The organism is Streptomyces sp. NPDC046860, assembly GCF_040645115.1.
Taxonomy (GTDB): Bacteria; Actinomycetota; Actinomycetes; order Streptomycetales; family Streptomycetaceae; genus Streptomyces.
In genome coordinates this window covers 1-25,478 of the sequence record NZ_JBEYXQ010000026.1, presented here as the reverse complement: position 1 = coordinate 25,478, position 25,478 = coordinate 1, and the positions used below count along the sequence as shown (strand labels likewise).

The following is a 25,478-nucleotide window of genomic DNA, read 5'->3' as shown; positions in this document are numbered from 1 at the left end:
GCACACCAGTGACCACCGAAGCGTTTGTGTACGACGCGATCCGCACCCCGCGCGGCCGAGGCAAGGCCAACGGGGCGCTGCACGGAACCAAGCCGATCGACCTGGTCGTCGGCCTGATCCAGGAGATCCGCGCCCGCTTCCCCGGCCTGGACCCGGCCGCCATCGACGACATCGTCCTCGGCGTCGTCGGCCCCGTGGGCGACCAGGGCTCCGACATCGCCCGGATCGCCGCCGTGGCCGCCGGCCTGCCGGACACCGTGGCCGGTGTGCAGGAGAACCGCTTCTGCGCCTCGGGCCTGGAGGCCGTCAACACGGCCGCCGCCAAGGTCCGCTCGGGCTGGGAGGACCTGGTGCTCGCGGGCGGCGTCGAGTCGATGTCCCGGGTGCCGATGGCCTCGGACGGCGGCGCCTGGTTCAACGACCCGATGACCAACCTCGCCACCAACTTCGTCCCGCAGGGCATCGGCGCCGACCTCATCGCCACCATCGAGGGCTTCAGCCGCCGTGACGTGGACGAGTACGCGGCCCTGTCCCAGGAGCGCGCCGCCAACGCCGTGAAGGAGGGCCGCTTCGAGCGCTCGGTGGTCCCCGTGAAGGACCGCGCGGGCCTGACCGTCCTCGACCACGACGAGCACCCCCGCCCCGGCACCACCGCCGACTCCCTCGCCGGCCTCAAGCCGTCCTTCGCCGACATCGGCGAACTCGGCGGGTTCGACGCGGTCGCGCTGCAGAAGTACCACTGGGTGGAGAAGATCGACCACGTCCACCACGCGGGCAACTCCTCCGGCATCGTGGACGGCGCCTCCCTGGTCGCCATCGGCTCCCGCGAGGTGGGGGAGCGGTACGGCCTCACCCCGCGCGCCCGGATCGTCTCCGCCGCCGTCTCCGGCTCCGAGCCCACCATCATGCTCACCGGCCCCGCCCCCGCGACCCGCAAGGCGCTCGCCAAGGCCGGGCTGACCATCGACGACATCGACCTGGTCGAGATCAACGAGGCGTTCGCCGCCGTCGTCCTGCGCTTCGTCAAGGACATGGGCCTGTCCCTGGACAAGGTCAACGTCAACGGCGGCGCCATCGCGCTCGGCCACCCCCTCGGCGCCACCGGCGCGATGATCCTCGGCACCCTCGTGGACGAACTGGAGCGCCAGGACAAGCGGTACGGCCTGGCCACCCTGTGCGTCGGCGGCGGCATGGGCATCGCCACGATCATCGAACGCGTCTGAACTCCCAGCGGAATCAACGCAATCAGCGGAAATCAGCGGAACCAAGCGACTTCAACGGAGACGACTGTCATGACCGAGAGCACCACCATCCGCTGGGAGCAGGACGACACCGGTGTCGTCACCCTCGTCCTGGACGACCCCGGCCAGTCCGCGAACACCATGAACCAGGCGTTCCGCGAGTCCCTCGCCGCGATCACCGACCGGCTGGAGGCCGAGAAGGAGTCCGTCCGGGGCGTCATCTTCACCTCGGCCAAGAAGACCTTCTTCGCGGGCGGCGACCTGCGCGACCTGATCCGGGTCACCCCCGAGACCGCCCAGGACCTCTTCGACGGCGGCCTCGCCATCAAGCGGAACCTGCGCCGCATCGAGACCCTCGGCGTGCCCGTGGTCGCCGCCATGAACGGCGCGGCCCTCGGCGGCGGCTTCGAGATCGCCCTCGCCTGCCACCACCGCATCGCGCTGGACGCCCCCGGCTCCCGCATCGGCTGCCCCGAGGTCACCCTCGGCCTGCTGCCCGGCGGTGGCGGCGTCGCCCGTACCGTCCGGCTGCTCGGCATCACCGACGCGCTGCTGAAGGTGCTCCTCCAGGGCACCCAGTACAACCCGCGCCGCGCCCTCGACAACGGGCTCGTCCACGAGGTGGTCGACACCCCGGAGGAGCTGACCGCCCGGGCCCGCGCCTTCATCGACGCCCACCCCGAGTCCCGGCAGCCCTGGGACCAGCCCGGCTACAAGATCCCCGGCGGCACCCCGGCCAACCCGAAGTTCGCCGCCAACCTGCCCGCCTTCCCGGCCTCCCTGCGCAAGCAGACGGCGGGCGCGCCCTACCCGGCGCCGCGCAACATCCTGGCCGCCGCCGTCGAGGGCGCCCAGGTCGACTTCGAGACCGCCCAGGTCATCGAGGCCCGCTACTTCGTGGAGCTGGCCGCCGGGCAGACCGCGAAGAACATGATCCAGGCGTTCTTCTTCGACCTCCAGGCCGTCAACTCCGGCGTCAGCCGCCCGAAGGGCGTCGAGCCGCGCAAGGTCCGCAAGGTCGCCGTGCTCGGCGCGGGCATGATGGGCGCCGGGATCGCCTACTCCTGCGCCCGCGCCGGTATCGACGTCGTCCTCAAGGACGTCTCCCTGGAGGCGGCCGCCAAGGGCAAGGGCTACTCCGAGAAGCTGTGCGCCAAGGCCGTCGCCAAGGGCCGCACCTCCCAGGAGAAGGCCGACGCCCTGCTGGCCCGGATCACCCCGGCCGCCGACGCCGCCGACCTCGCCGGCTGCGACGCGGTGATCGAGGCGGTCTTCGAGGACACCTCCCTCAAGCACAAGGTGTTCCAGGAGATCCAGTCCGTCGTCGAGCCCGACGCGCTGCTCTGCTCCAACACCTCCACCCTGCCCATCACCGCACTGGCCGAGGGCGTCGAGCGCCAGGGCGACTTCATCGGGCTGCACTTCTTCTCCCCGGTCGACAAGATGCCGCTGGTCGAGATCATCAAGGGCGAGCGCACCGGGGACGAGGCGCTGGCCCGCGCCTTCGACCTGGTCCGGCAGATCAACAAGACCCCGATCGTGGTCAACGACTCGCGCGGCTTCTTCACCTCACGGGTGATCGGCCACTTCATCAACGAGGGCGTCGCGATGGTCGGTGAGGGCATCGAGCCCGCCTCGGTGGAACAGGCGGCGGCCCAGGCGGGCTACCCGGCCAAGGTCCTCTCCCTCATGGACGAGCTGACCCTGACCCTCCCGCGCAAGATCCGCGCCGAGACCCGGCGGGCCGTGGAGGAGGCGGGCGGCACCTGGACCCCGCACCCCGCCGACGCGGTCGTGGACCGCCTGGTCGACGAGTTCGACCGCCCCGGCCGCAGCGGCGGCGCCGGCTTCTACGACTACGAGGACGGCAAGCGCGCCGGCCTCTGGCCGGGCCTGCGCGAGCACTTCACCGAGCCGGGGCACGAGATCCCCTTCCGGGACATGCAGGAACGCATGCTCTTCTCGGAGGCCCTCGACACCGTCCGCCTCCTGGAGGAGGGCGTCCTGACCTCGGTCGCCGACGCCAACATCGGCTCCATCCTCGGCATCGGCTTCCCCGGCTGGACCGGCGGCGTGCTGCAGTACGTCAACGGCTACGAGGGCGGCCTGCCGGGCTTCGTCGCCCGGGCCCGCGAGCTGGCGGACCGCTACGGCGACCGCTTCCTCCCGCCCGCGCTGCTGGTGGAGAAGGCGGAACGGGGGGAGACCTTCACGGACGCCCGCTGACGTCCGTCACGAGGGGCGCTCTTCGGGGGCTCGGTCCTCCGGGGGGCGCCCCTCGCCGTCCCCGAGCCACTCCCGCACCTCCTGCCGCAGCGAGCGCTGGAACGTGGTCAGCAGGGCCTGGACGACCAGGGGCTGCATGTGGGCGGAGAGGGTGCGGACGTCCTGCGGGGTGTGCTCGGGGACCGCGTCGCGCAGGAGGGAGGAGAGTTCCCGGGCGGCGGCGCGGGAGTGGTCGAGCAGGGCGGTGCGGGCGGCGAGGATGACCTCCGGGGAGAAGGGCAGATCCAGGAGCTGTACGGCGAGGCGCAGCATGCCGCCGTCCACCCGCCAGTCGTCCCCCTCGGCGGCCAGGACATCCATCGCCGTCAGCCGCCGTACGTCCTCCTCGCTCAGCCGGCGCCCGGCACGCCGGTCCAGTTCGGCGCGGCCGACCGTCTCCACCGTCTCCGGGGCCCAGGAGGAGACCACGGCCCGGTGCACGGCGAGGTCCTGGGCGGTGAGGTCGGCCGGGAGCCGGGCGATGTACCGCTCGATCGCCGCCAGGGTCATCCCCTGCAGCCGCAGTTCCTCGATCAGCGCGAGGCGGGCCAGGTGCTCACGGCCGTACCGGCCGACCCGGCGCGGGCCGATCTCCGGCGGCGGCAGCAGGCCGCGGGTGCCGTAGAAGCGCACCGTGCGCACGGTGACGCCGGACCGCGCGGCCAGCTCGTCGATGGTGAGGGTGGGGTCCCCGGCCTCGGTCGTCATCGCAGCAGTATCGCTGTCGCAGCAGGAGTGTGAAACCCGCGAAGGTCATGTGAGAAGTCCCGCTCTGTGACGTGGACCACCGCATATCGGGTGATCTCTCTGGGAAGCTGCTGCCTTGGTCTGTACCGCGACATGATCGTGCGGCGCGGGCCGCCCTGTAAGGAACCGGTCCCTCGTGGTCCGGCGGTACCAGAGAGTGGAACGACCCGTGAGCAAGGACGCCGTGCATTCGGCCCCGGCCGCTGCCCCCACGCAGCAGGCCCAGACGCCCGCGGACGCGGGCGACGCCGGATACAGCAAGGACCTCAAGCCCCGGCACGTCAACATGATCGCCATCGGCGGCGCCATCGGCACCGGCCTGTTCCTCGGAGCGGGCGGCCGCCTGCACAACGCGGGCCCCGCGCTCGCCCTGGCCTACCTGGTCTGCGGAGTCTTCGCCTTCTTCGTGGTCCGGGCGCTGGGCGAGCTGGTCCTCTACCGCCCGTCCTCCGGGTCCTTCGTGTCGTACGCGCGCGAGTTCCTCGGTGAGAAGGGCGCCTACGTCGCCGGCTGGATGTACTTCCTGAACTGGTCGACCACCGGCATCGCCGACATCACCGCGATCGCGCTCTACACGCACTACTGGAGCATGTTCACGTCCATACCGCAGTGGGTCCTGGCACTCATCGCGCTGGCCGTGGTGCTCGCCGTGAACCTGATCTCGGTCAAGATCTTCGGCGAGATGGAGTTCTGGTTCTCCATCATCAAGGTCGCCACCCTGGTGGGCTTCATGCTCATCGGCATCTTCCTGCTGGCCACCCAGCACGACGTGGGCGGCCACCAGCCCGGCCTGAGCCTCATCACCGACCACGGCGGCATCTTCCCGCACGGCATGATGCCGGTCGTCCTCGTCATGCAGGGCGTGATCTTCGCGTACGCCGCGCTCGAACTGGTCGGCGTCGCCGCCGGTGAGACCGAGCAGCCCGAGAAGGTCGTCCCGCGCGCGGTGAACTCGATCATGTGGCGCGTGGGCCTGTTCTACGTCGGCTCCGTCGTGCTGCTCGCGCTGCTGCTGCCCGGCTCGGTGTACTCCGCCGGCCAGAGCCCGTTCGTGACCGTGCTGTCCAAGGTCGGCATCCCGGCCGCCGGCGACGTGATGAACCTCGTGGTGCTCACCGCCGCCATGTCCTCGCTGAACTCCGGCCTGTACTCCACCGGCCGCATCCTGCGCTCCATGGCCACCGCCGGTTCCGCGCCGAAGTTCACCGCCCGGATGAACCGCAGCCAGGTCCCCTACGGCGGCATCCTGCTGACCTGCGCGGTCTGCGTGCTCGGCGTCGGCCTGAACTACCTCGTGCCCAGCCAGGCCTTCGAGATCGTGCTGAACGTGGCCTCGCTCGGCATCATCAGCACCTGGGTGATCATCATGGTCTGCCACATGATCTTCGTCCGCCGCGCCCGCGAGGGCACGGTCACCCGGCCGCGCTTCCAGCTCAAGTTCAGCCCGGTCACCGAGATCGTCACGATCGCCTTCCTGCTGGTCTGCCTCGGCATGATGTGGAACGACCCCGAGGTCGGCCGCCGCACCCTGTACCTGATCCCGCTGATCGCCGTCCTGCTGGTCGCGGGCTGGTTCGGGGTGCGCCGCCGCGTCAGCGCGAACGCGGACCGGGAGCTGACCGACCTCACGAAGTAGCGGTTCGGTCCGCCACCGCCGGTGGCCGGCCCCACGGTGGCGTCACGCCGGAGACCTTCCGTCCCCGGGGTGGCGCCACCGTTCTCCGTTCCGGCGCCTTCGCGCACCCCCCCCGCGTAGGCTGCGCCCCGGACGGGGCATCCCCGTGACCGGGTACGACCACCGAGGGGGCGGGGCATGACCGACGTACTGGTGCTGGGCGGTGCCGGGGTGGACACCGTGGTCCGGGTGCCGGAGCTGCCGCTGCCGTTCGCCGACAGCTACCCGGTCGACACCGGCGTCCACACCCGCGCCGGGCAGACCGGCGACTTCGTCGCGCTCGGGCTCGCCGCCCTCGGCCTGGACGTCCACCACCTCGACCTGATCGGCGACGACCCCGAGGGCGACCTCGTCCGGGCACTGCACCGGGACCGGGGCATCGCCCTGACCGCGCTGCCGCAGCCCGCCGGCACCAAGCGCGCCGTCAACCTGGTCGGCCCCGACGGCCGCCGCCTCTCGCTGTACGACACCAGCCGGGCCCGCCCCGGCGACCGCTTCCCGGACCACGTGCTGCGCCCCCTCGCGGCGGCCGCCCGGCACGTCCACGTGACCATCACCCAGCCCTGCGCCGAGTCCCTCCCGCTGCTCGTGGAGACCGGCGTGCCTCTCTCCACCGACCTGCACGACTGGGACGGCGAGAACCCCTACCACGAGCCGTACGCCCTCGCCGCCGACGTGGTCTTCCTCTCCGCCGCCGCCCTCACCGACCCCGCGCGCACCATGCGCGGCGTCGCGGAGCGCGGCCGGGCCGCGGTCGTCGTGGCCACGGCGGGCGCCGAGGGCGCGTACCTGCTCACCGGCGGCGAGCTGACCCACGTCCCGCCGGTGACCCCGCCCGCCCCCGTGGTCGACTCCAACGGCGCGGGCGACGCCTTCGCCGCCGCCTTCCTCTACGGCCGCCTCACCGGCGCGGACCCCGGGCGCTGCGCCCGCTACGGCGCCGTGGCGGGCGCGTACGCCTGCACCGTCCCGGCGACCCGCACGGACGCGATCGGCCGTGACGGCCTCCTCGGGGAGGGTGCCGTCACGGCCGGGTGAGCCGGCGCGTCAGTGCGCGTGCACGCCGTTCGTCGCCTCGATCTTCTTCCACGACTCGGGCTGAGCCGCCTTCGCGGCCAGGGACCGGGTTGGTGAGGCCGGGCCCCGCGCCTCCGGCTTCGAGGGCTGGAACAGCCAGGTGTCGAAGAGGGCGGCCAGCGGCTTGCCGGACACCTGCTCGGCGTACCTCCTGAAGTCGGCCACCGAGGCGTTGCCGTAGGCGTGCTTCTCGGGCCAGCCCTTCAGCACGGCGAAGAAGGCGTCGTCGCCGATCTCCTCGCGCAGCGCCTGCACGGCGAGCGCGCCCCGGTCGTAGACGGCGACGTCGAACTGCGCGTCCGCGCCGGGGTCACCGGGCTCGACGGTCCAGAACGGGTCGTCGGCGGGGTGCGAGGCGTACACGTAGTCCGCCAGCTCCCGCGTGGTGCCCTCGCCCTCGTGCTCGGACCAGAGCCACTGCGCGTACCGGGCGAAGCCCTCGTTGATCCAGATGTCCTTCCAGCCCTTGAGCGACACGTGGTCGCCGTACCACTGGTGGGCCAGCTCGTGCACGACGACCGAGGTGTTGGAGCCGGACGCGAACTGCTTGGGGCTGTAGTAGACGCGGGTCTGCGTCTCCAGCGCGTAGCCGGTGGTGGTGTTCGGGACGTAGCCCCCGGCCGAGGAGAACGGATACGGCCCGAAATAGCCGCTCAGCCAGTCCACCAGCTCACCGGTGCGCTCGACACTGGCCCGCGCGGCACCCTCGTTCGCGCCGAGGTCCTCGCTGTAGGCGTTGATCACCGGCACGCCGCCGTCGGAGGTGGAGGTGGTGATGTCGAACCGGCCGAGCGCGAGCGTGGCCAGGTAGGTGGCCTGCGGCTTGTCCTGCCGCCAGTTGTAGCGGGTCCAGCCCAGCTTCGAACTGGTCGACGCCAGCGTGCCGTTGGAGATGGCCTGGGTGCCGTCCGGCACCGCCACCGACACGTCGTAGGTGGCCTTGTCGCTCGGGTGGTCGTTGCTCGGGAACCACCACCAGGCCGACTCGGGTTCGTCGGCCGCGATCGCCCCGTCCGGGGTGCGGTGCCAGGTGGAGAAGCCGTAGGCGCTCTTCGTCGACGGCACCCCGCTGTAGCGGACCACCACGGTGATCCGCGTGCCCTTGGCCAGCGGGGTCCTCGGCGTGACGACCAGCTCGTGCTCGCCGGACGTGGTGAACGCGGCCTTGGCGCCGTTGACCCGCACCTCGCTGACGTCCAGCAGGAAGTCCAGGTCGAAGCTGGACAGGTCCTGCGTGGCCGTGGCCAGGACGGTCGCGGTGCCCTGGAGCTCGTCGGTCCCCGGCTGGTACTGGAGCCTGAGGTCGTAGTGCGAGACGTCGTAGCCGCCGTTGCCGTACTTCGGGTAGTAGGGGTCGCCGATGCCCGGCGCGCCGGGGGCGAAGGACGCGGCCGACGCCGGGATCGCCAGCAGGAGGGAGGCCGCCGCCAGGGCGCCCGGCGCGATGATTCTGCGGTGCACGTCAGCTCCAAGTCTTCTGGACAGGAAGTCTGTTCGGAGCCTATTCAGTCCCGGCCGCCCTTGGCGTGTCCACGACCCCGGCTGTCACACGATCGCCATTCGGCCGTCACGCGTCCCGGTGACCGCCGAAGGGCCCTCTTCTGTACGGGCGTTGACGGCAGTACCGTCCGCCCATGCCGAATCGCTCGCTCTGGAGAATGCTCGCGGTCCTGGCCGTCGGTGCGCTGACGGCCGTCTTCCTCGCCCCGTCCACCGCCCAGGCGGCACCCCGCGAGAGCGGGCCCGTCTACTCGTACGCCGACGCCGTCCGCGAGTCCGTCTGGGTGGACACCGGCCTGGACGAGGACCGCGACGGCCGCACCGACCGTGTCGCCGCCGACATCGTCCGCCCGTCCGAACCCGCCCGGCAGGGCCGCAAGGTGCCCGTCATCATGGACGCCAGCCCCTACTACTCCTGCTGCGGCCGCGGCAACGAGAGCCAGCTCAAGACGTACGACGCGCGGGGGCACGTCGTGCAGATGCCCCTCTTCTACGACAACTACTTCGTGCCGCGCGGCTACGCGTTCGTCGGCGTCGACCTCGCCGGCACCAACCGCAGCGACGGCTGCGTGGACGTCGGCGGCCGCTCCGACATCCGCTCCGCCAAGGCCGTCGTCGACTGGCTCGGCGGCCGGGCCCGCGCCTACACCAGCCGCACCGGCGGTACGCGGGTCGAGGCGAGCTGGACCAACGGCGCCACCGGCATGATCGGCAAGAGCTGGGACGCCACCATCGCCAACGGCGTCGCCGCCACCGGCGTGCCCAACCTCAGGACCATCGTCCCGATCAGCGGCATCTCCTCCTGGTACGACTACTACTTCGCCCAGGGCGCCGAGCTCTACGACGGCGGCCCCGACGAACTCGCGGGATACGTGGAGCGCGAGGGAGTCCACTGCGCGGCCGTACAGAAGCAGCTCGCCGAAGGCAGCCCCGACTCCGGCGACTGGACCCGGCTCTGGACCGAACGGGACTACGTGAAGGACGCCGGGAAGGTCCGCGCCAGCGTGTTCCTGGTGCACGGCATGCAGGACCTCAACGTCCGCACCAAGCACGTCGGCCAGTGGTGGGACGCGCTGGCCAGGCACGGCGTCGAGCGCAAGGTCTGGCTCTCCCAGACCGGCCACGTCGACCCCTTCGACTACCGGCGCGGCGCCTGGGTCGACACCCTGCACCGCTGGTTCGACCACGAACTCCTCGGCTACGACAACGGCATCGACCGCGAGCCCATGGCCGACATCGAACGCCACCCCGACCAGTGGACCACCTCCGCCGTCTGGCCCCCGCGCGACACCCGGACCACCACCCTGTACCCGGCCCGCGGCAGCACGCCCGGCGTCGGCATCCTGGGCCCGCACCGGGCCACCGGCACCGAGACGTTCACCGACGACCCGAGCCGGAGCGAGACCGACTGGGCGGCCGACCTCACCAGGACGACGCCCGACAAGGCCGCCTTCCTCACCCCGGTGCTCACCGGCCCGCTGCGGATCTCCGGCTCCTCCCGGGTGACCGTCACCGCCACCCCGAGCACCGCCTCCGCCCACCTGTCCGCCGTCCTGGTCGACCTCGGTCCGGACACCGTCCGCGACTACGCCGACAGCGGCGAGGGCATCACCACCCTCGCCGAGCGGACCTGCTGGGGCGAGAGCACGGCCGGGGACAGCGCCTGCTTCAAGGCCACCTCGGCGAAGACGGCCGACGTCGGCGCCACCGTCGTCAGCCGGGGCTGGGCCGACCTCGGCCACCACGCCTCGCTCGGCAAGGGCGTCCCGCTCACCCCGGGCCGCGCCTACACGATGACCGTCGACCTCGCCGCCACCGACCACGTCGTCCCCGAGGGCCACCGGCTGGCGCTCGTCGTCGCGGGCACCGACAAGGACCTCATCGAACCGCCCGCCACCCGCCCCACGCTCACCCTCGACCTCTCCCGCACCACCGCCCGGCTCCCGCTGACCGGCGGCCCGGCCGCCCTGGACCGCGCGAGCGGGGCCGCCCCCGCCGAGCGCGCCCTCACCGTCGTCGGCACCCCGCGCTGCCTGGCCGGCTACGGCGACGGCTGCACCGTGACCACGTCACCGAGCCGGACCGTGCCCGGTTCGAGTACCTCCAGGTAGACCCCGACGCACGACAGGCGGCCCAGCCGGCCCACCGGGACCCGGTGTTCACGGGCCACCGTCCGCATCACGTCCGGGTCGGCCGGCAGGCCGGCCTGGGCGAGACCGGGCAGCGCGCAGCGGGGCGTGGGGACGGTGACCCGGAACAGCGCGCCGCCCACCCGCAGCCGGGCACCCACCCAGGCGTCCTCGGGAAAACCGGGGACGCCGGCGGCGTCGACGACCAGGTTCGGACGGAAGCGGAGCGGATCGAAGTCCGAGGCGGGCCGGGCGGCCCGCAGTCGCGCCAGGGACGCGGTGGTGACCAGGTGGACGGCGCCGTAGTCGAAGAAGGTCCCCGCCGCCACCCCGCCCGAGGTGACCGTGGCGCCGGTGCCGTCCGTACGGGCCGTGCTCCGCAGCACCTCCGGCAGACCGCCCTCGTAGGCGGGCACCTCCCGCTCCAGCACGCCGCCCCGCGAGGGGTCGTCCGACACGGACACCTCCCGGCCCAGCAGCTTGGACAGCCGGGCGTCCAGCTCCGGGTCACCCACGAACAGGGCGGTCCCGTCGGGCAGTCCGACCGTCACCGGCTCGCCGAGCGCCGCCCGGCAGTCGAGCAACCGGCCCCACTTGCGCGGGTGTTTGGCGGAGCCGACCGCGCCCGTCGCGTCGACGACCGCCGCCGTCCGGTCCCCGTGCAGCCCGCGCGCGGTGACCGCCACCTCCGTCAGGGCCTCGCCGAGCATGGACTTCACCGGATAGCGGCGCAGCGCCGTCACCATCGTCATGGCCCGATCATCACGGACCGCAACCGGCGAGGTCGAGACCGCGGAAGGCGGCCCGTGCGTGCCGGAGGCGGCTTTCCCGGGGCCGGGGGAGACCGGCCCGGCCCGTCCAGCGGCGTACGGCCCGCTACCCACTCGACCACGCGTACGCCCGCCGCCCGGCCGCACCCGCTCCCGGCCCCGCCACCGGGCCGGCGCCGCCGAACGCCCGGCGTCCCAGGGCGCTGCGCGGGCGGTACGCGGGAATACTCACCGCATGTCCCCCGCCTACGCCACCTTCGGTCTGGAACCGGCCACCCGCGTCGGCGCCGTCCTCGCCGACGGAGGTCACCAGGTCCACCGCGACTTCGTGGACTTCGTCGTCGACGGCCGCCCGCTGCTCCTGCGCCTGTCCGACCTGGACGCCGTGTCCCCGCTCGCCCTCGACCTGCCGCCCGGCGCCCTCGACGCCCGGGTGCGCGACCTCCTGCTGGAGTCCGAACCCCCGCTGCCCGGCGGCCGGTTCGTGCTCTACGACTGCCCCGAATGCGCGGACCTCGGCTGCGGCGCCGTCACCGCCGTCATCGAGCGGGACGGCGAGGACTTCCGCTGGCGGGACTTCGCCTGGCAGACCGGTGAGCAGGTCGACCTCGAACGCGACGGCTACCACGGCACCGGCCCCTTCCGCTTCCACGGACCCGCCTACCGCGCCGCCCTGACCGGCCTCCTCGACGGCGTCCCCGCACCCGCCCCGCCGCGCCGGGTGCTGCTCGTCGGCCCCCGCGCCGGCCTTCTCGTCAGACTCGCGGCCGTCCTGCGCGGCATCGGCATCGGCGCCGACATCACCCTGGACGCCACCGCCGTCCCCGTCGGGGAACTTGGCCACTACGGCGCCGCCCTGATCGGCCCCACGGTCCCCGAGCCCGAACGCGGCGCCCTGCGCGAGGCGTTCGGCCGCCCCGGCGTCGGCACCGCCCTGGTGACCGCGTCCGCCCCGATCCTCCCGCTCCTCGTCGCCCAGCTCCAGCAGGCCCTGGACCGCAGCCCGGAGACGAGCCGCCGCCTCACCGCGCTGACGGCGACCCCCGAGGCCGCCGAGATCGAGGTGGCCGCGCCGGGCCGCGTCCAGCTCACCGCGTACCGGCTCGACCGGCTCCGCCGCGTCCGCTCCCACACCGTCCTGGACGCCACCCTCGGCCCCGGCCGCCACCGCCTGCCGCTCGACTCGGCAGCGGTCAGGGGCGAGACGTACCTCGTCGCGCGGACCTCCCAAGGGGTGCTGACGGCGCCGGTCCGGGCCGGGGCGGCCCGCGACTAAAATCGGCGTCCTGATGACTGCCACTCTCGTCGCCAAGAACCTCGCCGCCGGCCACGGCGACCGCTCCCTCTTCTCCGGACTCGACCTCGTCGTCGCGCCCGGAGACGTGATCGGGCTGGTCGGCGCCAACGGCGCGGGCAAGTCCACGCTGCTCAGGCTGCTCGCCGGGCTCAGCACGCCCGAGGAGGGCGAGCTGCGGCTCTCCCCGCCGACCGCGACCGTCGGCCACCTCCCGCAGGAGCCGGAGCGCAGGGAGGGCGAGACCGTGCGCGCCTTCCTGGCCCGCCGCACCGGCGTGGCCGAGGCCCAGCGCACCATGGACGAGGCCACCCAGGCCCTGGTGGACGGCGCGCCCGGCGCCGACGACGCCTACGCCACCGCGCTGGAGCGCTGGCTGGACCTGGGCGGCGCCGACCTGGACGAGCGCGCCGAGGACGTCGTCGGCGGCCTCGGACTCGCGGTCGGCCTCGACCGCCCCATGACCTCTCTCTCCGGCGGCCAGGCCGCCCGCGCGGGACTCGCCTCCCTGCTGCTCTCCCGCTACGACGTCTTCCTGCTGGACGAGCCCACCAACGACCTCGACCTGGACGGCCTGGAGCGGCTGGAGCGGTTCGTCACCGGGCTGCGCGCGGGCACCGTCGTCGTCAGCCACGACCGCGAGTTCCTCACCCGCACCGTCACCAAGGTCCTCGAACTGGACCTGGCCCAGAAGCAGATCAACCTCTACGGCGGCGGCTACGCGGCCTATCTGGAGGAGCGGGACGTGGCCCGCAGGCACGCCCGCGAGGACTACGAGGAGTACGCCGACAAGCGCGCCGCCCTCCAGGACCGGGCCCAGACCCAGCGGTCCTGGATGGACAAGGGCGTCAAGAACGCCCGGCGCAAGGCCGGCACCGACAACGACAAGATCGGCCGCAAGTTCCGCAGCGAGGCCAGCGAGAAGCAGGCCGCCAAGGCCCGGCAGACCCAGCGGATGATCGAACGCCTGGAGGTGGTCGAGGAGCCGCGCAAGGAGTGGGAACTGCGCATGGAGATCGCCTCCGCCCCGCGCTCCGGCGCCGTGGTGGCCACCCTCCGGGACGCCGAGGTCCGGCGCGGTGACTTCCGCCTCGGCCCGGTCTCGCTCCAGATCGACTGGGCCGACCGGATCGCGGTCACCGGGGCCAACGGCGCGGGCAAGTCCACCCTGCTCGGCGCGCTGCTGGGCCGGGTCCCGCTGGACTCCGGGGACGCCACGCTCGGCTCCGGGGTGCTGGTCGGCGAGGTCGACCAGGCCCGCAAGCTGTTCCACGGCTCCGAGTCCCTGCTCGACGCCTTCCAGGCGGCCGTACCGGACACCGAACCGGCGGAGGTGCGCACGCTGCTCGCCAAGTTCGGCCTGAAGTCCGACCACGTGCTGCGCCCGGCCGCGTCCCTCTCACCCGGCGAGCGCACCCGCGCCGCGCTCGCCCTGCTCCAGGGCCGGGGCGTCAACCTGCTGGTGCTGGACGAGCCGACCAACCACCTCGACCTGCCCGCCATCGAGCAGCTCGAATCGGCGCTCGACTCCTACGAGGGCACGCTCCTGCTGGTCACCCACGACCGCCGCATGCTGGACGCGATCAAGGTCACCCGCCGCCTGGAGGTCGCGGACGGCAAGGTGACCGAACGCTGAAACCCCGCCCCCGGCCGGGCGCGAGGGCCGGGCCGGGGGCGGGGCAGGACTCAGCGGCGGCGGCCCTTGTCCGGGTCGACCAGACCGGCCCGGCGCAGGGCGTCGGCCATGGCGCTGTTGGCCGGCGCCGCGGCGGGCCGGCCGCCCCGGTCCCTGCCGCCGCCGTTCCCGCGGCCCTGGCCGCCCTGACCACCCTGGCCGCCCTGACGGCGACCCTGGCCGTCCTGGCCCTGCCGCTGCTGCGGCGGGCGGGAGCCGCCCCGCTGCTGCCGGGGACCGCGCTCCTGCGGGGCCGCCTCGTCGTCCAGCCGCAGCGTCAGCGCGATCCGCTTGCGCGGGATGTCCACGTCCAGGACCTTCACCTTGACGATGTCACCCGGCTTGGCGACCTCCCGCGGGTCCTTGACGAACGTCTTCGACATCGCCGACACATGGACCAGACCGTCCTGGTGGACGCCGATGTCCACGAACGCGCCGAAGGCGGCCACGTTCGTCACCACACCCTCCAGCACCATCCCGGCGGACAGGTCGGCGATCTTCTCCACGCCCTCCTTGAAGGTGGCCGTCCGGAACGCCGGACGCGGGTCGCGCCCCGGCTTCTCCAGCTCCTTCAGGATGTCGGAGACGGTCGGCAGACCGAAGGTGTCGTCCACGAAGTCGGCGGGCCGCAGCGACCGCAGCGCACCGGTGTTGCCGACCAGCGAGGCCACGTCCTGCCCCGTCGTCTTCACCATCCGCCGCACCACCGGATACGCCTCCGGGTGCACGCTGGAGGAGTCCAGCGGATCGCTGCCGCCCCGGATGCGCAGGAAGCCCGCGCACTGCTCGTACGCCTTCGGGCCGAGGCGGGAGACCTTCTTCAGCTCCGCGCGGGAGGTGAACGGGCCGTTGGTGTCGCGGTGCGTCACGATGTTCTCGGCCAGCGTGGCGGAGATGCCGGACACCCGCGAGAGCAGCGGCACGGACGCGGTGTTGACGTCCACACCGACGCCGTTCACACAGTCCTCGACCACCGCGTCCAGCGAGCGGGACAGCTTCACCTCGGACAGGTCGTGCTGGTACTGGCCGACGCCGATCGACTTCGGGTCGATCTTCACCAGTTCGGCCAGCGGGTCCTGCAGACGCCGGGCGATGGAGACCGCGCCGCGCAACGACACGTCCATGCCGGGCAGTTCACGGGAGGCGTACTCCGACGCCGAGTACACCGACGCGCCCGCCTCGGACACCATCACCTTGGTGAGGTTCAACTCCGGGTGCTTGGCGATGAGTTCGGTGGCCAGCTTGTCCGTCTCGCGGGAAGCGGTGCCGTTGCCGATGGCGACCAGGTCGACCGTGTGCTCCTTGGCCAGCCGGGCCAGCCTGGCAATCGCCTCGTCCCACTTGTTGGCGGGGACGTGCGGGTAGATCACATCGGTGGCGACGGCCTTGCCGGTCGAGTCGACCACGGCCACCTTCACCCCGGTACGGAAACCGGGGTCCAGGCCCAGCGTGGCACGGGTGCCGGCCGGGGCGGCCAGCAGCAGGTCGCGCAGGTTGGCGGCGAACACGTCGACCGCCTCGTCCTCGGCGGCCGTACGCAGCCGGAGCCTGAGGTCGATGCCGAGGTGCACCAGCACCCGGGTGCGCCAGGCCCAGCGGACCGTGTCACCGAGCCACTTGTCGCCGGGACGGCCCCGGTCCGCGATGCCGAACCGGCTCGCGATGACGCCCTCGTAGGACGACCGGCCCTCCGTCGGCTCCTCCGGCTCCAGGACCAGGTCGAGGACCTCCTCCTTCTCGCCGCGCAGCATCGCCAGGATGCGGTGCGAGGGGAGCGCGGTGAACGGCTCGGTGAAGTCGAAGTAGTCGGCGAACTTGGCGCCCGCCTCCTCCTTGCCGTCCCGCACCTTGGCGGCCAGCCGGCCCCGCGTCCACATCCGCTCGCGCAGCTCGCCGATCAGGTCGGCGTCCTCGGAGAACCGCTCCGTCAGGATCGCCCGCGCGCCCTCCAGCGCCGCCTGCGCGTCCGCGACACCCTTGTCCGCGTCCACGAACGCCGCCGCCGCGGCCGCCGGTTCCACCGACGGGTCCGTCAGCAGCCCCTCGGCCAGCGGCGCGAGACCCGCCTCCCGCGCGATCTGCGCCTTGGTACGCCGCTTGGGCTTGTACGGCAGGTAGATGTCCTCCAGGCGCGCCTTGGTCTCGGCGCCCCGGATGCTCTCCTCCAGCCCGGCGGTGAGCTTGCCCTGCTCGCGGACCGAGTCCAGGATCGCGCTCCTGCGGTCCTCCAGCTCGCGCAGATAACGCAGCCGCTCCTCGATGGTGCGCAGCTGCGCGTCGTCGAGGAGTTCGGTCGCCTCCTTGCGGTAGCGGGCGATGAAGGGCACCGTCGAGCCGCCGTCCAGCAGCTCCACCGCGGCCTTCACCTGCCGCTCCCGTACGCCGAGTTCCCCGGCGATCCTGCCTTCGATGGACCCTGATTCGATGGACCCGGGTGTCGTCACGATCCCGTACCGCCTTCTCCGCTTAAGGTTGCGCGGCAATTGTGGCAGGTGACGGCGGCGAACGGACGACAGGGCGCACCGGGCGCCGTGTCAGGCGCGGCTGCTGCGCGAGGCGCCGCCGAACAGCCGGGCGAGTGCCCGGAACGGCAGGGTGACGACGGTGGCGATGGCGCCGCCTATCTGGCGCAGCACGTCGGCGATGGCACGGAACATGAGAGAGATCCTTTCCCTACGGCAACTTTCCGGTCCGCTCCGGGTACCCCGGCGCGGACCTCGTACGCCCGGCGTGCCGCGCCGTTCTCCATTGCGGGAAAGGTGGGGTATCCGTCATTGCGGACGCCGCCGCACCGCCGAAGAATCGACCTCATGCCGCAGCTTCCGCGCACCGTGCTCCTCGTCCTCTTCGACGACGTGCAGAGCCTCGACGTCACCGGCCCGCTGGAGGTCTTCACCGGCGCCGAGCGGCTCGCTCCGGGCAGCTACCGGATACGCACCGCCTCCCTGGACGGCGGACCGGTGCGCACCTCCAGCGGCCTGACCCTCGTCCCCGACCTGGCGCTCAGCGCCGCGCCCCGCCCGCACACCCTGCTGGTCCCCGGCGGCCACGGCACCCGCGGCCCGGACCCGGCGCTGGTCGCCTGGCTGCGCGCCCACGGACCGCGGGCCCCGCGCCTGGTCTCCGTGTGCACCGGCGCCCTCCTGATCGCCGCCGCCGGACTGCTCGACGGCCGCCGCGCCACCACGCACTGGGCGCACAGCGACCGGCTGGCCCGCGAACACCCGGCCGTGACGGTGGACCCCGAGCCGATCTACGTCCGCGACGGCCACGTGGCCACCTCGGCGGGCGTCACCTCGGGCATCGACCTGGCGCTGGCCCTGGTGGAGGAGGACCTGGACCGGGAGACCGCGCTCACCATCGCCCGGCACCTCGTGGTCTTCCTGCGACGGCCCGGCAACCAGGCCCAGTTCAGCGTCCAGCTCGCCGCCCAGACCGCCACCCGCGAACCGCTGCGCGAGGTGCAGCGCTGGATCACCGACCACCCCGACGCCGACCTCTCCGTCGACGCCCTCGCCGCCCGCGCCCGGCTCTCCCCGCGGCACTTCGCCCGCGCCTTCGCCGCCGAGACCGGGACGACACCGGGCCGGTACGTCGACCGGGTCCGCCTGGAGCACGCCCGCAGGCTCCTGGAGGACACGTCCGACTCGGTCGAGCAGGTCGCCCGCGCCGGCGGCTACGGCACGCCCGAGGCCATGCGCCGCGCCTTCCTCAAGGCGCTCGGCACCGCACCGGCGGAATACCGCCGCCGCTTCCACCCCGTACTCCCGCGCTGACTTCCGGCGCCGGCGAAAGGACCGCCATGCAGATCGCCATCGTCCTCTTCGACCGCTTCACCGCCCTGGACGCGGTCGGACCCTACGACGTCCTGGCCCGCACACCGGGCGCCGAGACCGTCTTCGTCGCCGAGCAGGCGGGACCCGTGCGTACGGACACCGGCGCGCTCGCCCTGGTCGCCGACCGGACCCTGGCCGAGGTGAGCGAGCCGGACGTCCTGGTGGTGCCGGGCGGGCCGGGCCAGAGCGCGCTGATGGAGCACGCCCCGCTGCTCGACTGGCTGCGCCGGGCGGACGCCGCCACCACCTGGACCACCTCCGTGTGCACCGGCTCGCTGCTGCTGGGCGCCGCCGGGCTGCTCCGGGGCCGCCGGGCCACCTCGCACTGGCTCGCCGTCGACCAGCTGGAGCGGTTCGGCGCCGAACCGGTGTCGGAGCGTGTGGTGACGGACGGCAAGTACGTCACGGGCGCCGGGGTCTCCGCCGGGATCGACATGGGCCTCACCCTGCTCGGCCGCCTCGCGGGCGACGAGTACGCCCAGATGATCCAGCTCGGCCACGAGTACGACCCGCGGCCGCCCTATGACGCCGGTTCGCCCGACAAGGCGCCCGCCCACCTGGTCCGGGCGCTGCGCGAGCGGAGCCGGTTCATCATGTCGTAGGGACGTCCCAGGTGAAGCGGGGTTCCCGGCGCTCCAGGAAGGCCGTAACGCCCTCCTCCGTGTCGGTGGAGGCGCGCGCGAGGGCGGTCCAGTGGGCGTCGCGGCCGGTGCGGCCGTCGGCGTACTCCTTGGCGGCGGCCTGGGTGAGCAGGGAGCGGGAGGCCAGGACGGAGGTCAGGGCGGCGACCCGCTTGTCCAGCTCCCCGGCCGGCAGCACCTCGTCCACCAGACCGGTGCGCAGCGCGCGGTGGGTGTCGATCAACTCGGCCGAGAACAGGAGGTGCTTGGCGGTGGCCGGGCCCACCAGCGAGACCAGGCGGCGGGTGGAGGAGGCCGGGTAGACGATGCCCAGCCTCGCCGGGGTCACCCCGAACAGGGCGCCCTCCTCGGCCAGCCGCAGGTCGCAGGCGGCCGCGAGCTGGGCGCCGCCGCCCACGCAGTGGCCCCGGACCGCCGCGAGGGTCGGCTTGGGGAACGCGGCAAGCGCCTCCTCGGCGGCCACCGCGAGCCCCTGCGCCTCGGCGGGCGAACCCCGCAGCGTGGAGATGTCCGCCCCCGCGCAGAAGGTGCCGCCCTCCCCGGTGAGCACCAGCGCCCGCACCCCGGGATCGGCGGCCAGGCCCGCCAGCAGCGGGGGCAGCGCCCGCCACATCGCGGCCGTCATGGCGTTGCGCTTGGCCGGGTGGCGGATGACGACGGTGGCGACGCGGTCGGTGACGTCGTGCGACAGCTCTGGCTCCATGCGGCGGATGCTATCGACGCCGGCCGGGCGGATGCCGGTGCCGCCGGTGTGAGCCGGCTCGCAGCCCGGGCGGGCCCTGCGGAGCGGGTTGTCGGCACGGCCCAACCCGTACAACCCGAATAGTTGTCGAACCGGACACAGGGCGGGCAGGAGCGGTCATCCGCGCGACCGCACCGTGCGGGACCGGTCGTAAGCGTTCGATACCCGCTGACTTGTGTTCAGTCCCACGGCGCGCACCCCGTCTTTACCAACACTCGACGTGTGGTGACAATCGAGCGCGAGGGTGGCGACCGGACGATGGACAACCACGGGCGCGGAGGTGTGCCGCGCCCCGCGGAGGGCGCCGGGAACCCGGCCGGACACCTGCCGTACGAGGGCGTGTGGCGGTTCACCGCCCCCGCCGTGGACGCCTCCGTCCCGCAGGCGCGGCACGCCGTACGGGACCTGCTGACGCGTCAGGGCGTACCGGTCGCGGACGAAGTGGTGCAGGGACTGCTGCTCATCGTCTCCGAACTGGTCACGAACGCCGTCAAACACGCGGCCCTGCTCTCCCCGACGCTCGGGGTGGAGGTGGCCGTCGGCGCCGAGTGGGTCCGGGTGTCGGTGGAGGACAACCATCCCTACCGGCCGACCGCGCTGGAGGCCGACCACGCCCAGACCGGCGGCCGCGGGCTGCTGCTCGTGCGCGAGGTGGCGCGGGAGGCGGGCGGCGCGGTCGACGTGGAGCACACGGCGAGCGGCGGCAAGGTGATCTGGGCCGCCCTGCCGCTCAAACCCGCGCTGTCCAGATGAGGGTCCGCGAGGCACCCGGACGGCCCCGCGCGGGGCCTACCAGCCCGCGGACGACCCCGTCAGCTCCTTGATCGCCGGACGCGCCGCGTCCAGCACCGTCATGAACCACGCGGAGAACGGCTCCCGCTCGTGCCGCTCCGCCAGCTCGGCCGCCGTCACGAAGGCGGTCGCGCCCACCTCCTCCGGGTCCGGCGCCGGCTTCTGCTGCACCAGCCCGACGAAGAGGTGGTTGTACTCCTGCTCCACCAGCCCCGACGCCGGGTCGGGGTGGTTGTAGCGCACCGTGCCCGCCTGGGCCAGCAGCGAGGGCGAGACCCCCAGTTCCTCGTGCGTACGCCGGGCCGCCGCCGCGAAGGGCGCCTCACCGGGGTAGGGGTGGCCGCAGCAGGTGTTGGACCACACACCGGGGGAGTGGTACTTGCCGAGCGCCCGCTGCTGCAGCAGCAGCCGTCCCCGCTCGTCGAAGAGGAACACCGAGAAGGCCCGGTGGAGCTGTCCGGGCGGCTGGTGGGCGGCCAGCTTCTCCGCGGTGCCGATCGTCACGCCGTTCTCGTCCACGAGCTCCAGCAGGATCGACTCCGCGGTCCCGTTCGACGAGAGATGTGTCTCGGTGGCAGGTGTGATCGGCATACCCATCCTTCGCGTCGGTCTTCGCCCTCCAAGTCTGCCGTACGAAAGCGGCACTCCCGGCACTTCCCCGCACGTCCGCATGTCCCGCACCACCGTGCGCCCCTCAGTGACAGAGTCGCGCCTCGTGCTCCGCGTGCCCGCCCGGCTCCAGCTGGAAGGTGCAGTGCTCCACGTCGAAGTGGTCGCCGAGGCACCCCTGGAGTTCGTGCAGCATCTTCTCGTGCCCGATGGCGTTCAGCACGTCCGTGCTCACCACCACATGGGCGGAGAGCACCGGCAGCCCCGAGGTGATCGTCCAGGCGTGCAGATCGTGTACGTCCTCCACACCGTCCAGCGCCAGGATGTGTGCCCGTACCTCATTCATGTCGACGTCCTTCGGCGCCGCCTCCAGCAGCACGTCCAGCGTCTCGCGCAGCAGCCGCAGCGTCCTCGGCACGATCATCAGACCGATGACCAGCGAGGCGATCGGGTCGGCGGCCTGCCAGCCGGTCGCCAGGATCACGGCGGCCGAGATGATCACGGCCACCGAGCCCAGCGCGTCCGCCGCGACCTCCAGGAAGGCCCCGCGCACGTTCAGGCTCTCCTTCTGGCCGCGCATCAGCAGCAGGAGCGAGACGGAGTTCGCCACCAGGCCGACCGCGCCGAACACGACCATCACCCCGCCCTGCGTCTGGGCCGGCCGGAGGAACCGCTCCACCGCCTCCACCAGGACGTAGCCGCCCACGCCCAGCAGCAGCACGCAGTTGGCGAGCGCCGCCAGGATCTCGGCGCGGGCGAAGCCGAAGGTGCGGTTCGTGCTCGGCGGCCTGGCCGCGAAGTGGATCGCCAGCAGCGCCATCCCGAGGCCCACCGCGTCGGTGGCCATGTGGGCGGCGTCCGCGATCAGCGCCAGGGAGTCGGCGACCAGACCGCCGACGATCTCGACCACCATGATCGTGAGCGTGATGCCCAGCGCCGCGCGCAGCCTGCCCCGGTACGCGGCCGCGGCCGTCGCCTTGGACGGCACATGGCTGTGCGCGTGCCCGTGGTCGTGCCCTGCCCCCATGAGAAGACCGCCCTTCAGCGCCGCGCGCCGGCTCGCAGACGAACCCACCGGCTCACAGTCAACTACGGCCCGCGGCCAGGGGGCAACGCGGCACTGAACACCGTTGTCATATGCTCTGACCTGCGGAAACGTTCCGCAGGTCAGAGCAGGTCAGAGCGGTGCGGGCGTGTCCGGCCGCCTAGCGGGCGTGCAGGCGCTGCCAGCCCTCCCACGCCGAGCCGACCATCTCCGGCACCCCGAGCCGGGCCCGCCAGCCCAGTTCGGCCGCCGCGCGCTCCGCCGACGCGACCGCGCGCGGGGCGTCGCCCGGACGCCGGTCCTCCACCACCGGCGCGCGCCGGTCCCCGGTGACCTCGCCGATCACCGTGATCAGCTCCCGCACCGAGACGCCCTCGCCCCGGCCGATGTTCAGCGTCAGATCGCCGCTCAGCGAGCCGTCGGACAGCCGCCGGGCCGCCGCGAGGTGGGCCTCGGCGAGATCCGTCACATGGATGTAGTCGCGGACACAGGTGCCGTCCGGCGTCGGGTAGTCGGAGCCGAAGATCCGGGGCGCCTCGTCACGGGTCAGCCGGTCGAAGACCATCGGGACGATGTTGAACACCCCGGTGTCCGCCAGCTCCGGCGCCGCCGCGCCCGCCACGTTGAAGTAGCGCAGGCACACCGTCGAGATGCCGTGCGCCTGCCCGGCCGCGCGGACCAGCCACTCACCGGCCAGCTTGGTCTCGCCGTACGGGTTCACCGGCGCGCACGGGGTGTCCTCCGTGATGAGGTCCACGTCCGGGTTGCCGTACACCGCCGCCGAGGAGGAGAAGACCAGCCGCCGCACGCCCGCGTCCGCCATCGCGTCCAGCAGGGTCGCCAGACCGCCGATGTTCTCCCGGTAGTAGCGGACGGGTTCGGCGACCGACTCCCCGACCTGCTTGCGCGCCGCGAGATGCACCACACCGGTCACCCCGTGCTCGGCGAGGACCCGCTTCAGCAGGTCACCGTCCAGCGTCGAGCCCTGGACCAGCGGCACGCCCCCGGGCAGCCGCTCCGGCACCGCCGCCGAGAGGTCGTCCAGGACGACCACGTTCTCCCCGGCGTCGTTCATGGCCCGCGCCACGTGCGCCCCGATGTATCCGGCTCCGCCGGTGATCAGCCACGTCATGCTCGCAGACCCTACGCGCTCACCGCCCGGTGTCCCCGATGCCCGGATTTCGCGTCGCTCCTCCGGGCGCGGTTTGTGGGCCGGCCCCCGCATCCCCGATGATGATCGCGGCACAGGCGGGTACGGCCCCCGGTGGACCGGGCCTGAACGCCCGGTGAACGTGTACTCCGGCTCATCCGATAGCCTCTGCCGACATGCCGCCCCGGCGAGCCGCAGGCGAGGGGCGCCCCCCATCACGCAGCAGACCGGCGCCGACGCGCCGGACCCAAGGAGTGAATTCGGTTGCCGACCGCCATCGTCACCGGCTCGCCGGTCCCCGGATCGTCACTCGAGGGCGATCTGCGGTCCCTCGGCTTCGACGTGCGCACGGCCGCCGACTCCGCCGAGGCCCGCGACCTGGTCGCGGCCGTCCCCGCGGACGGACGCGTCGCCCTGGTCGACGCCCGCTTCGTCGGCCACGCGCACGCCCTGCGCCTCGGCCTGACCGACCCCCGCTTCCCGCTGGCCGCCGTCCCCGGCGCCGTCACCGCCCAGGGCACCGCCCGGCAGGCGCTCGACCGGGCCCTCGCCGGCCAGGACGAGACCGGCGGCGGCACGGCGGTCGCCGTCGACAGCGTGCCCGACCGCCTGGTCACCGCCCTCGACGCGGACGGCACCCCGGTGCACCGCCCCGAGCTGGGCAGCCTGGTCGCGGCCGTCCCCGCCGACCCGCAGGCCCGCAACGAGGCCCGGCAGGCCGTCCTCGCCGTCGACGAGGAGGACGTCCGCCTGAAGTCGGCCGTGAAGTCCCGCGACGGCTTCTTCACGACCTACTGCATCAGCCCGTACTCGCGCTACCTCGCCCGCTGGTGCGCCCGCCGGGGTCTCACCCCCAACCAGGTCACCACCGCCTCGCTGCTCACCGCGCTGATAGCGGCGGCCTGCGCGGCCACCGGCACCCGGCCCGGCTTCGTCGCGGCCGGCGTCCTGCTGATCGCCTCCTTCGTGCTGGACTGCACCGACGGCCAGCTCGCCCGCTACTCCCTGCAGTACTCCACGCTCGGCGCCTGGCTGGACGCCACCTTCGACCGGGCCAAGGAGTACGCCTACTACGCCGGACTCGCGCTCGGCGCGGCCCGCGGCGGCGACGACGTATGGGCCCTCGCGCTCGGCGCGATGATCCTCCAGACCTGCCGGCACGTCGTGGACTTCTCGTTCAACGAGGCCAACCACGACGCCACCGCCAACACCAGCCCCACCGCCGCCCTCTCCGACCGGCTCGACAGCGTCGGCTGGACCGTCTGGGTCCGCCGCATGATCGTCCTGCCCATCGGTGAACGCTGGGCCATGATCGCCGTCCTCACCGCGGTCACCACCCCCCGCATCACCTTCTACGTGCTGCTGGTCGGCTGCGCCCTGGCCGCGGCGTACACCACGGCCGGGCGTGTGCTGCGCTCGCTGACCCGCAAGGCCAGGCGCACGGACCGGGCCGCCGCCGCGCTCGCCGACCTCGCGGACTCCGGCCCGCTCGCCGGCGCCCCGCGCCGCGTCCTCAAGCGGGGCCTGCCCGGCCTCGCCGTCCCGGCCGTCGCGTTCCTCGGCGGAGCCGCCGTGGTCGCCTGCTCGGCGCTGAGCGGCTTCGGCGGCCGGCTGCCGGTCGTGGGCGCGCTCGTCTACGTCCTCACCTCGGCGCTCGCCGTGGCCCGCCCGCTCAAGGGCTCGCTGGACTGGCTGGTCCCGCCCTTCTTCCGCGCCGCCGAGTACGGCACGGTCCTCGCGCTGGCCGCCCGCGCCGACGTCCAGGGCGCCCTCCCGGCGGCGTTCGGCCTGGTCGCGGCGGTCGCCTACCATCACTACGACACGGTGTACCGCATCCGCGGCGACGCCGGAGCGCCGCCGGCCTGGCTGGTGCGCGCCATCGGGGGGCAGGAGGGGCGCACGCTGCTCGTCACCGTGCTCGCCGCGCTGCTCGACCCCTCCCAGTTCACCGTCGCGCTCACGGTCATCGCCGTGTGCGTCGCTCTGCTGGTGCTCGTCGAGAGCATCCGCTTCTGGGTGTCCGCAGGGGCGCCCGCCGTCCACGACGAAGGAGAAACCGCATGATCGGCCTCGTGCTGGCGGCCGGCGCCGGACGGCGTCTGCGCCCCTACACCGACACGCTGCCCAAGGCTCTGGTGCCGGTGGGCCCGGAGGGTGACGAAGAATCGCTCACCGTGCTCGACCTCACCCTCGGCAACTTCGCGGAGGTCGGTCTGACCGAGGTCGGGGTGATCGTCGGCTACCGCAAGGAGGCCGTGTACGACCGTAAGGCGGCCCTGGAGGCCAAGTA

Annotated in this window: 21 protein-coding genes; 12 read left to right on the top strand and 9 right to left on the bottom strand. The window is 73.1% G+C overall.

The window, feature by feature from the left end; translation table 11 throughout:
- Positions 1-8: 8 nt before the first annotated feature.
- Positions 9-1,223 (top strand): acetyl-CoA C-acetyltransferase, encoded by a 1,215-nt coding sequence (locus ABZ898_RS27215; protein WP_361664236.1) that lies wholly within the window; start codon positions 9-11, stop codon positions 1,221-1,223.
- Positions 1,224-1,292: 69 nt separating this feature from the next.
- Positions 1,293-3,467 carry a 3-hydroxyacyl-CoA dehydrogenase NAD-binding domain-containing protein gene (locus ABZ898_RS27210; RefSeq protein WP_361664233.1) on the top strand — a complete coding sequence of 725 codons (2,175 nt, stop codon included), beginning with the start codon at positions 1,293-1,295 and terminating at the stop codon, positions 3,465-3,467.
- A 6-nt stretch (positions 3,468-3,473) separates the two neighbouring features.
- Here the strand turns inward: ABZ898_RS27210 and ABZ898_RS27205 are convergent, their stop codons facing one another.
- Positions 3,474-4,214, bottom strand: coding sequence for a MerR family transcriptional regulator (locus ABZ898_RS27205; protein WP_361664230.1), 741 nt, complete (start codon positions 4,212-4,214; stop codon positions 3,474-3,476).
- Positions 4,215-4,422: 208 nt separating this feature from the next.
- Here ABZ898_RS27205 and ABZ898_RS27200 point away from each other — a divergent pair, with 208 nt between their 5' ends.
- Together ABZ898_RS27200 and ABZ898_RS27195 are read left to right on the top strand one after the other, a co-directional pair.
- Entirely contained in the window at positions 4,423-5,889 is a 1,467-nt protein-coding gene (locus ABZ898_RS27200) for an amino acid permease (RefSeq protein ID WP_361664227.1), read from the top strand.
- 177 nt (positions 5,890-6,066) lie between these two features.
- The gene (locus ABZ898_RS27195; protein WP_361664224.1) at positions 6,067-6,966 is read left to right on the top strand and encodes a PfkB family carbohydrate kinase; all 900 of its coding nucleotides are present in this window, start codon (positions 6,067-6,069) and stop codon (positions 6,964-6,966) included.
- 9 nt (positions 6,967-6,975) lie between these two features.
- Here the strand turns inward: ABZ898_RS27195 and ABZ898_RS27190 are convergent, their stop codons facing one another.
- Entirely contained in the window at positions 6,976-8,466 is a 1,491-nt protein-coding gene (locus ABZ898_RS27190; protein ID WP_361664222.1) for a M1 family metallopeptidase, read from the bottom strand.
- A 173-nt stretch (positions 8,467-8,639) separates the two neighbouring features.
- On the opposite strand from ABZ898_RS27190, the gene ABZ898_RS27185 reads away from it, so the two are divergent.
- Positions 8,640-10,616 (top strand): Xaa-Pro dipeptidyl-peptidase, encoded by a 1,977-nt coding sequence (locus ABZ898_RS27185; protein ID WP_361664219.1) that lies wholly within the window; start codon positions 8,640-8,642, stop codon positions 10,614-10,616.
- Here ABZ898_RS27185 and ABZ898_RS27180 read toward each other — a convergent pair.
- A complete protein-coding gene (locus ABZ898_RS27180; RefSeq protein ID WP_361664216.1) occupies positions 10,547-11,386 on the bottom strand; it encodes an MOSC domain-containing protein in 840 nt (279 codons plus the stop codon). The genes ABZ898_RS27185 and ABZ898_RS27180 overlap by 70 nt on opposite strands.
- A gap of 253 nt (positions 11,387-11,639) precedes the next feature.
- On the opposite strand from ABZ898_RS27180, the gene ABZ898_RS27175 reads away from it, so the two are divergent.
- Both ABZ898_RS27175 and ABZ898_RS27170 read left to right on the top strand, forming a co-directional pair.
- Positions 11,640-12,680, top strand: coding sequence for an oxidoreductase (locus ABZ898_RS27175; RefSeq protein WP_361664213.1), 1,041 nt, complete (start codon positions 11,640-11,642; stop codon positions 12,678-12,680).
- Between the two features lie 13 nt (positions 12,681-12,693).
- Entirely contained in the window at positions 12,694-14,334 is a 1,641-nt protein-coding gene (locus tag ABZ898_RS27170) for an ABC-F family ATP-binding cassette domain-containing protein (protein ID WP_361664210.1), read from the top strand.
- A gap of 50 nt (positions 14,335-14,384) precedes the next feature.
- Here ABZ898_RS27170 and ABZ898_RS27165 read toward each other — a convergent pair whose 3' ends face one another.
- Positions 14,385-16,817, bottom strand: a complete 2,433-nt coding sequence (locus ABZ898_RS27165; RefSeq protein ID WP_361664207.1) for a Tex family protein — start codon at positions 16,815-16,817, stop codon at positions 14,385-14,387.
- A 90-nt stretch (positions 16,818-16,907) separates the two neighbouring features.
- Complete coding sequence (locus tag ABZ898_RS27160; protein WP_361664204.1) at positions 16,908-17,030, bottom strand: LPFR motif small protein; 123 nt, start codon at positions 17,028-17,030, stop codon at positions 16,908-16,910.
- Between the two features lie 153 nt (positions 17,031-17,183).
- Between ABZ898_RS27160 and ABZ898_RS27155 the strand changes: the two genes are divergently transcribed.
- Both ABZ898_RS27155 and ABZ898_RS27150 read left to right on the top strand, forming a co-directional pair.
- Positions 17,184-18,149, top strand: coding sequence for a GlxA family transcriptional regulator (locus tag ABZ898_RS27155; protein ID WP_361664201.1), 966 nt, complete (start codon positions 17,184-17,186; stop codon positions 18,147-18,149).
- A gap of 26 nt (positions 18,150-18,175) precedes the next feature.
- Entirely contained in the window at positions 18,176-18,811 is a 636-nt protein-coding gene (locus ABZ898_RS27150) for a DJ-1/PfpI family protein (protein WP_361664198.1), read from the top strand.
- Here ABZ898_RS27150 and ABZ898_RS27145 read toward each other — a convergent pair.
- Complete coding sequence (locus ABZ898_RS27145) at positions 18,801-19,553, bottom strand: enoyl-CoA hydratase-related protein (protein ID WP_361664195.1); 753 nt, start codon at positions 19,551-19,553, stop codon at positions 18,801-18,803. The genes ABZ898_RS27150 and ABZ898_RS27145 overlap by 11 nt on opposite strands.
- A 297-nt stretch (positions 19,554-19,850) precedes the next feature.
- Between ABZ898_RS27145 and ABZ898_RS27140 the strand changes: the two genes are divergently transcribed.
- Positions 19,851-20,345, top strand: a complete 495-nt coding sequence (locus ABZ898_RS27140) for an ATP-binding protein (protein ID WP_361664362.1) — start codon at positions 19,851-19,853, stop codon at positions 20,343-20,345.
- Positions 20,346-20,381: 36 nt separating this feature from the next.
- On the opposite strand, the gene idi is transcribed toward ABZ898_RS27140, so the two are convergent.
- The 3 genes from idi to galE all read right to left on the bottom strand — a co-directional run bounded on the left by idi (position 20,382) and on the right by galE (position 23,170).
- A complete protein-coding gene (gene idi, locus ABZ898_RS27135; protein ID WP_361664193.1) occupies positions 20,382-20,975 on the bottom strand; it encodes an isopentenyl-diphosphate Delta-isomerase in 594 nt (197 codons plus the stop codon).
- Between the two features lie 103 nt (positions 20,976-21,078).
- Complete coding sequence (locus tag ABZ898_RS27130; RefSeq protein ID WP_361664189.1) at positions 21,079-22,020, bottom strand: cation diffusion facilitator family transporter; 942 nt, start codon at positions 22,018-22,020, stop codon at positions 21,079-21,081.
- Between the two features lie 178 nt (positions 22,021-22,198).
- Complete coding sequence (gene galE, locus ABZ898_RS27125; protein ID WP_361664186.1) at positions 22,199-23,170, bottom strand: UDP-glucose 4-epimerase GalE; 972 nt, start codon at positions 23,168-23,170, stop codon at positions 22,199-22,201.
- A gap of 282 nt (positions 23,171-23,452) precedes the next feature.
- Here galE and ABZ898_RS27120 point away from each other — a divergent pair, with 282 nt between their 5' ends.
- Positions 23,453-25,252 (top strand): DUF5941 domain-containing protein, encoded by a 1,800-nt coding sequence (locus tag ABZ898_RS27120; RefSeq protein WP_361664183.1) that lies wholly within the window; start codon positions 23,453-23,455, stop codon positions 25,250-25,252.
- On the top strand, positions 25,249-25,478 hold a 230-nt coding region (locus ABZ898_RS27115), incomplete at its 3' end, for a sugar phosphate nucleotidyltransferase (protein ID WP_361654680.1). The genes ABZ898_RS27120 and ABZ898_RS27115, both read left to right, overlap by 4 nt.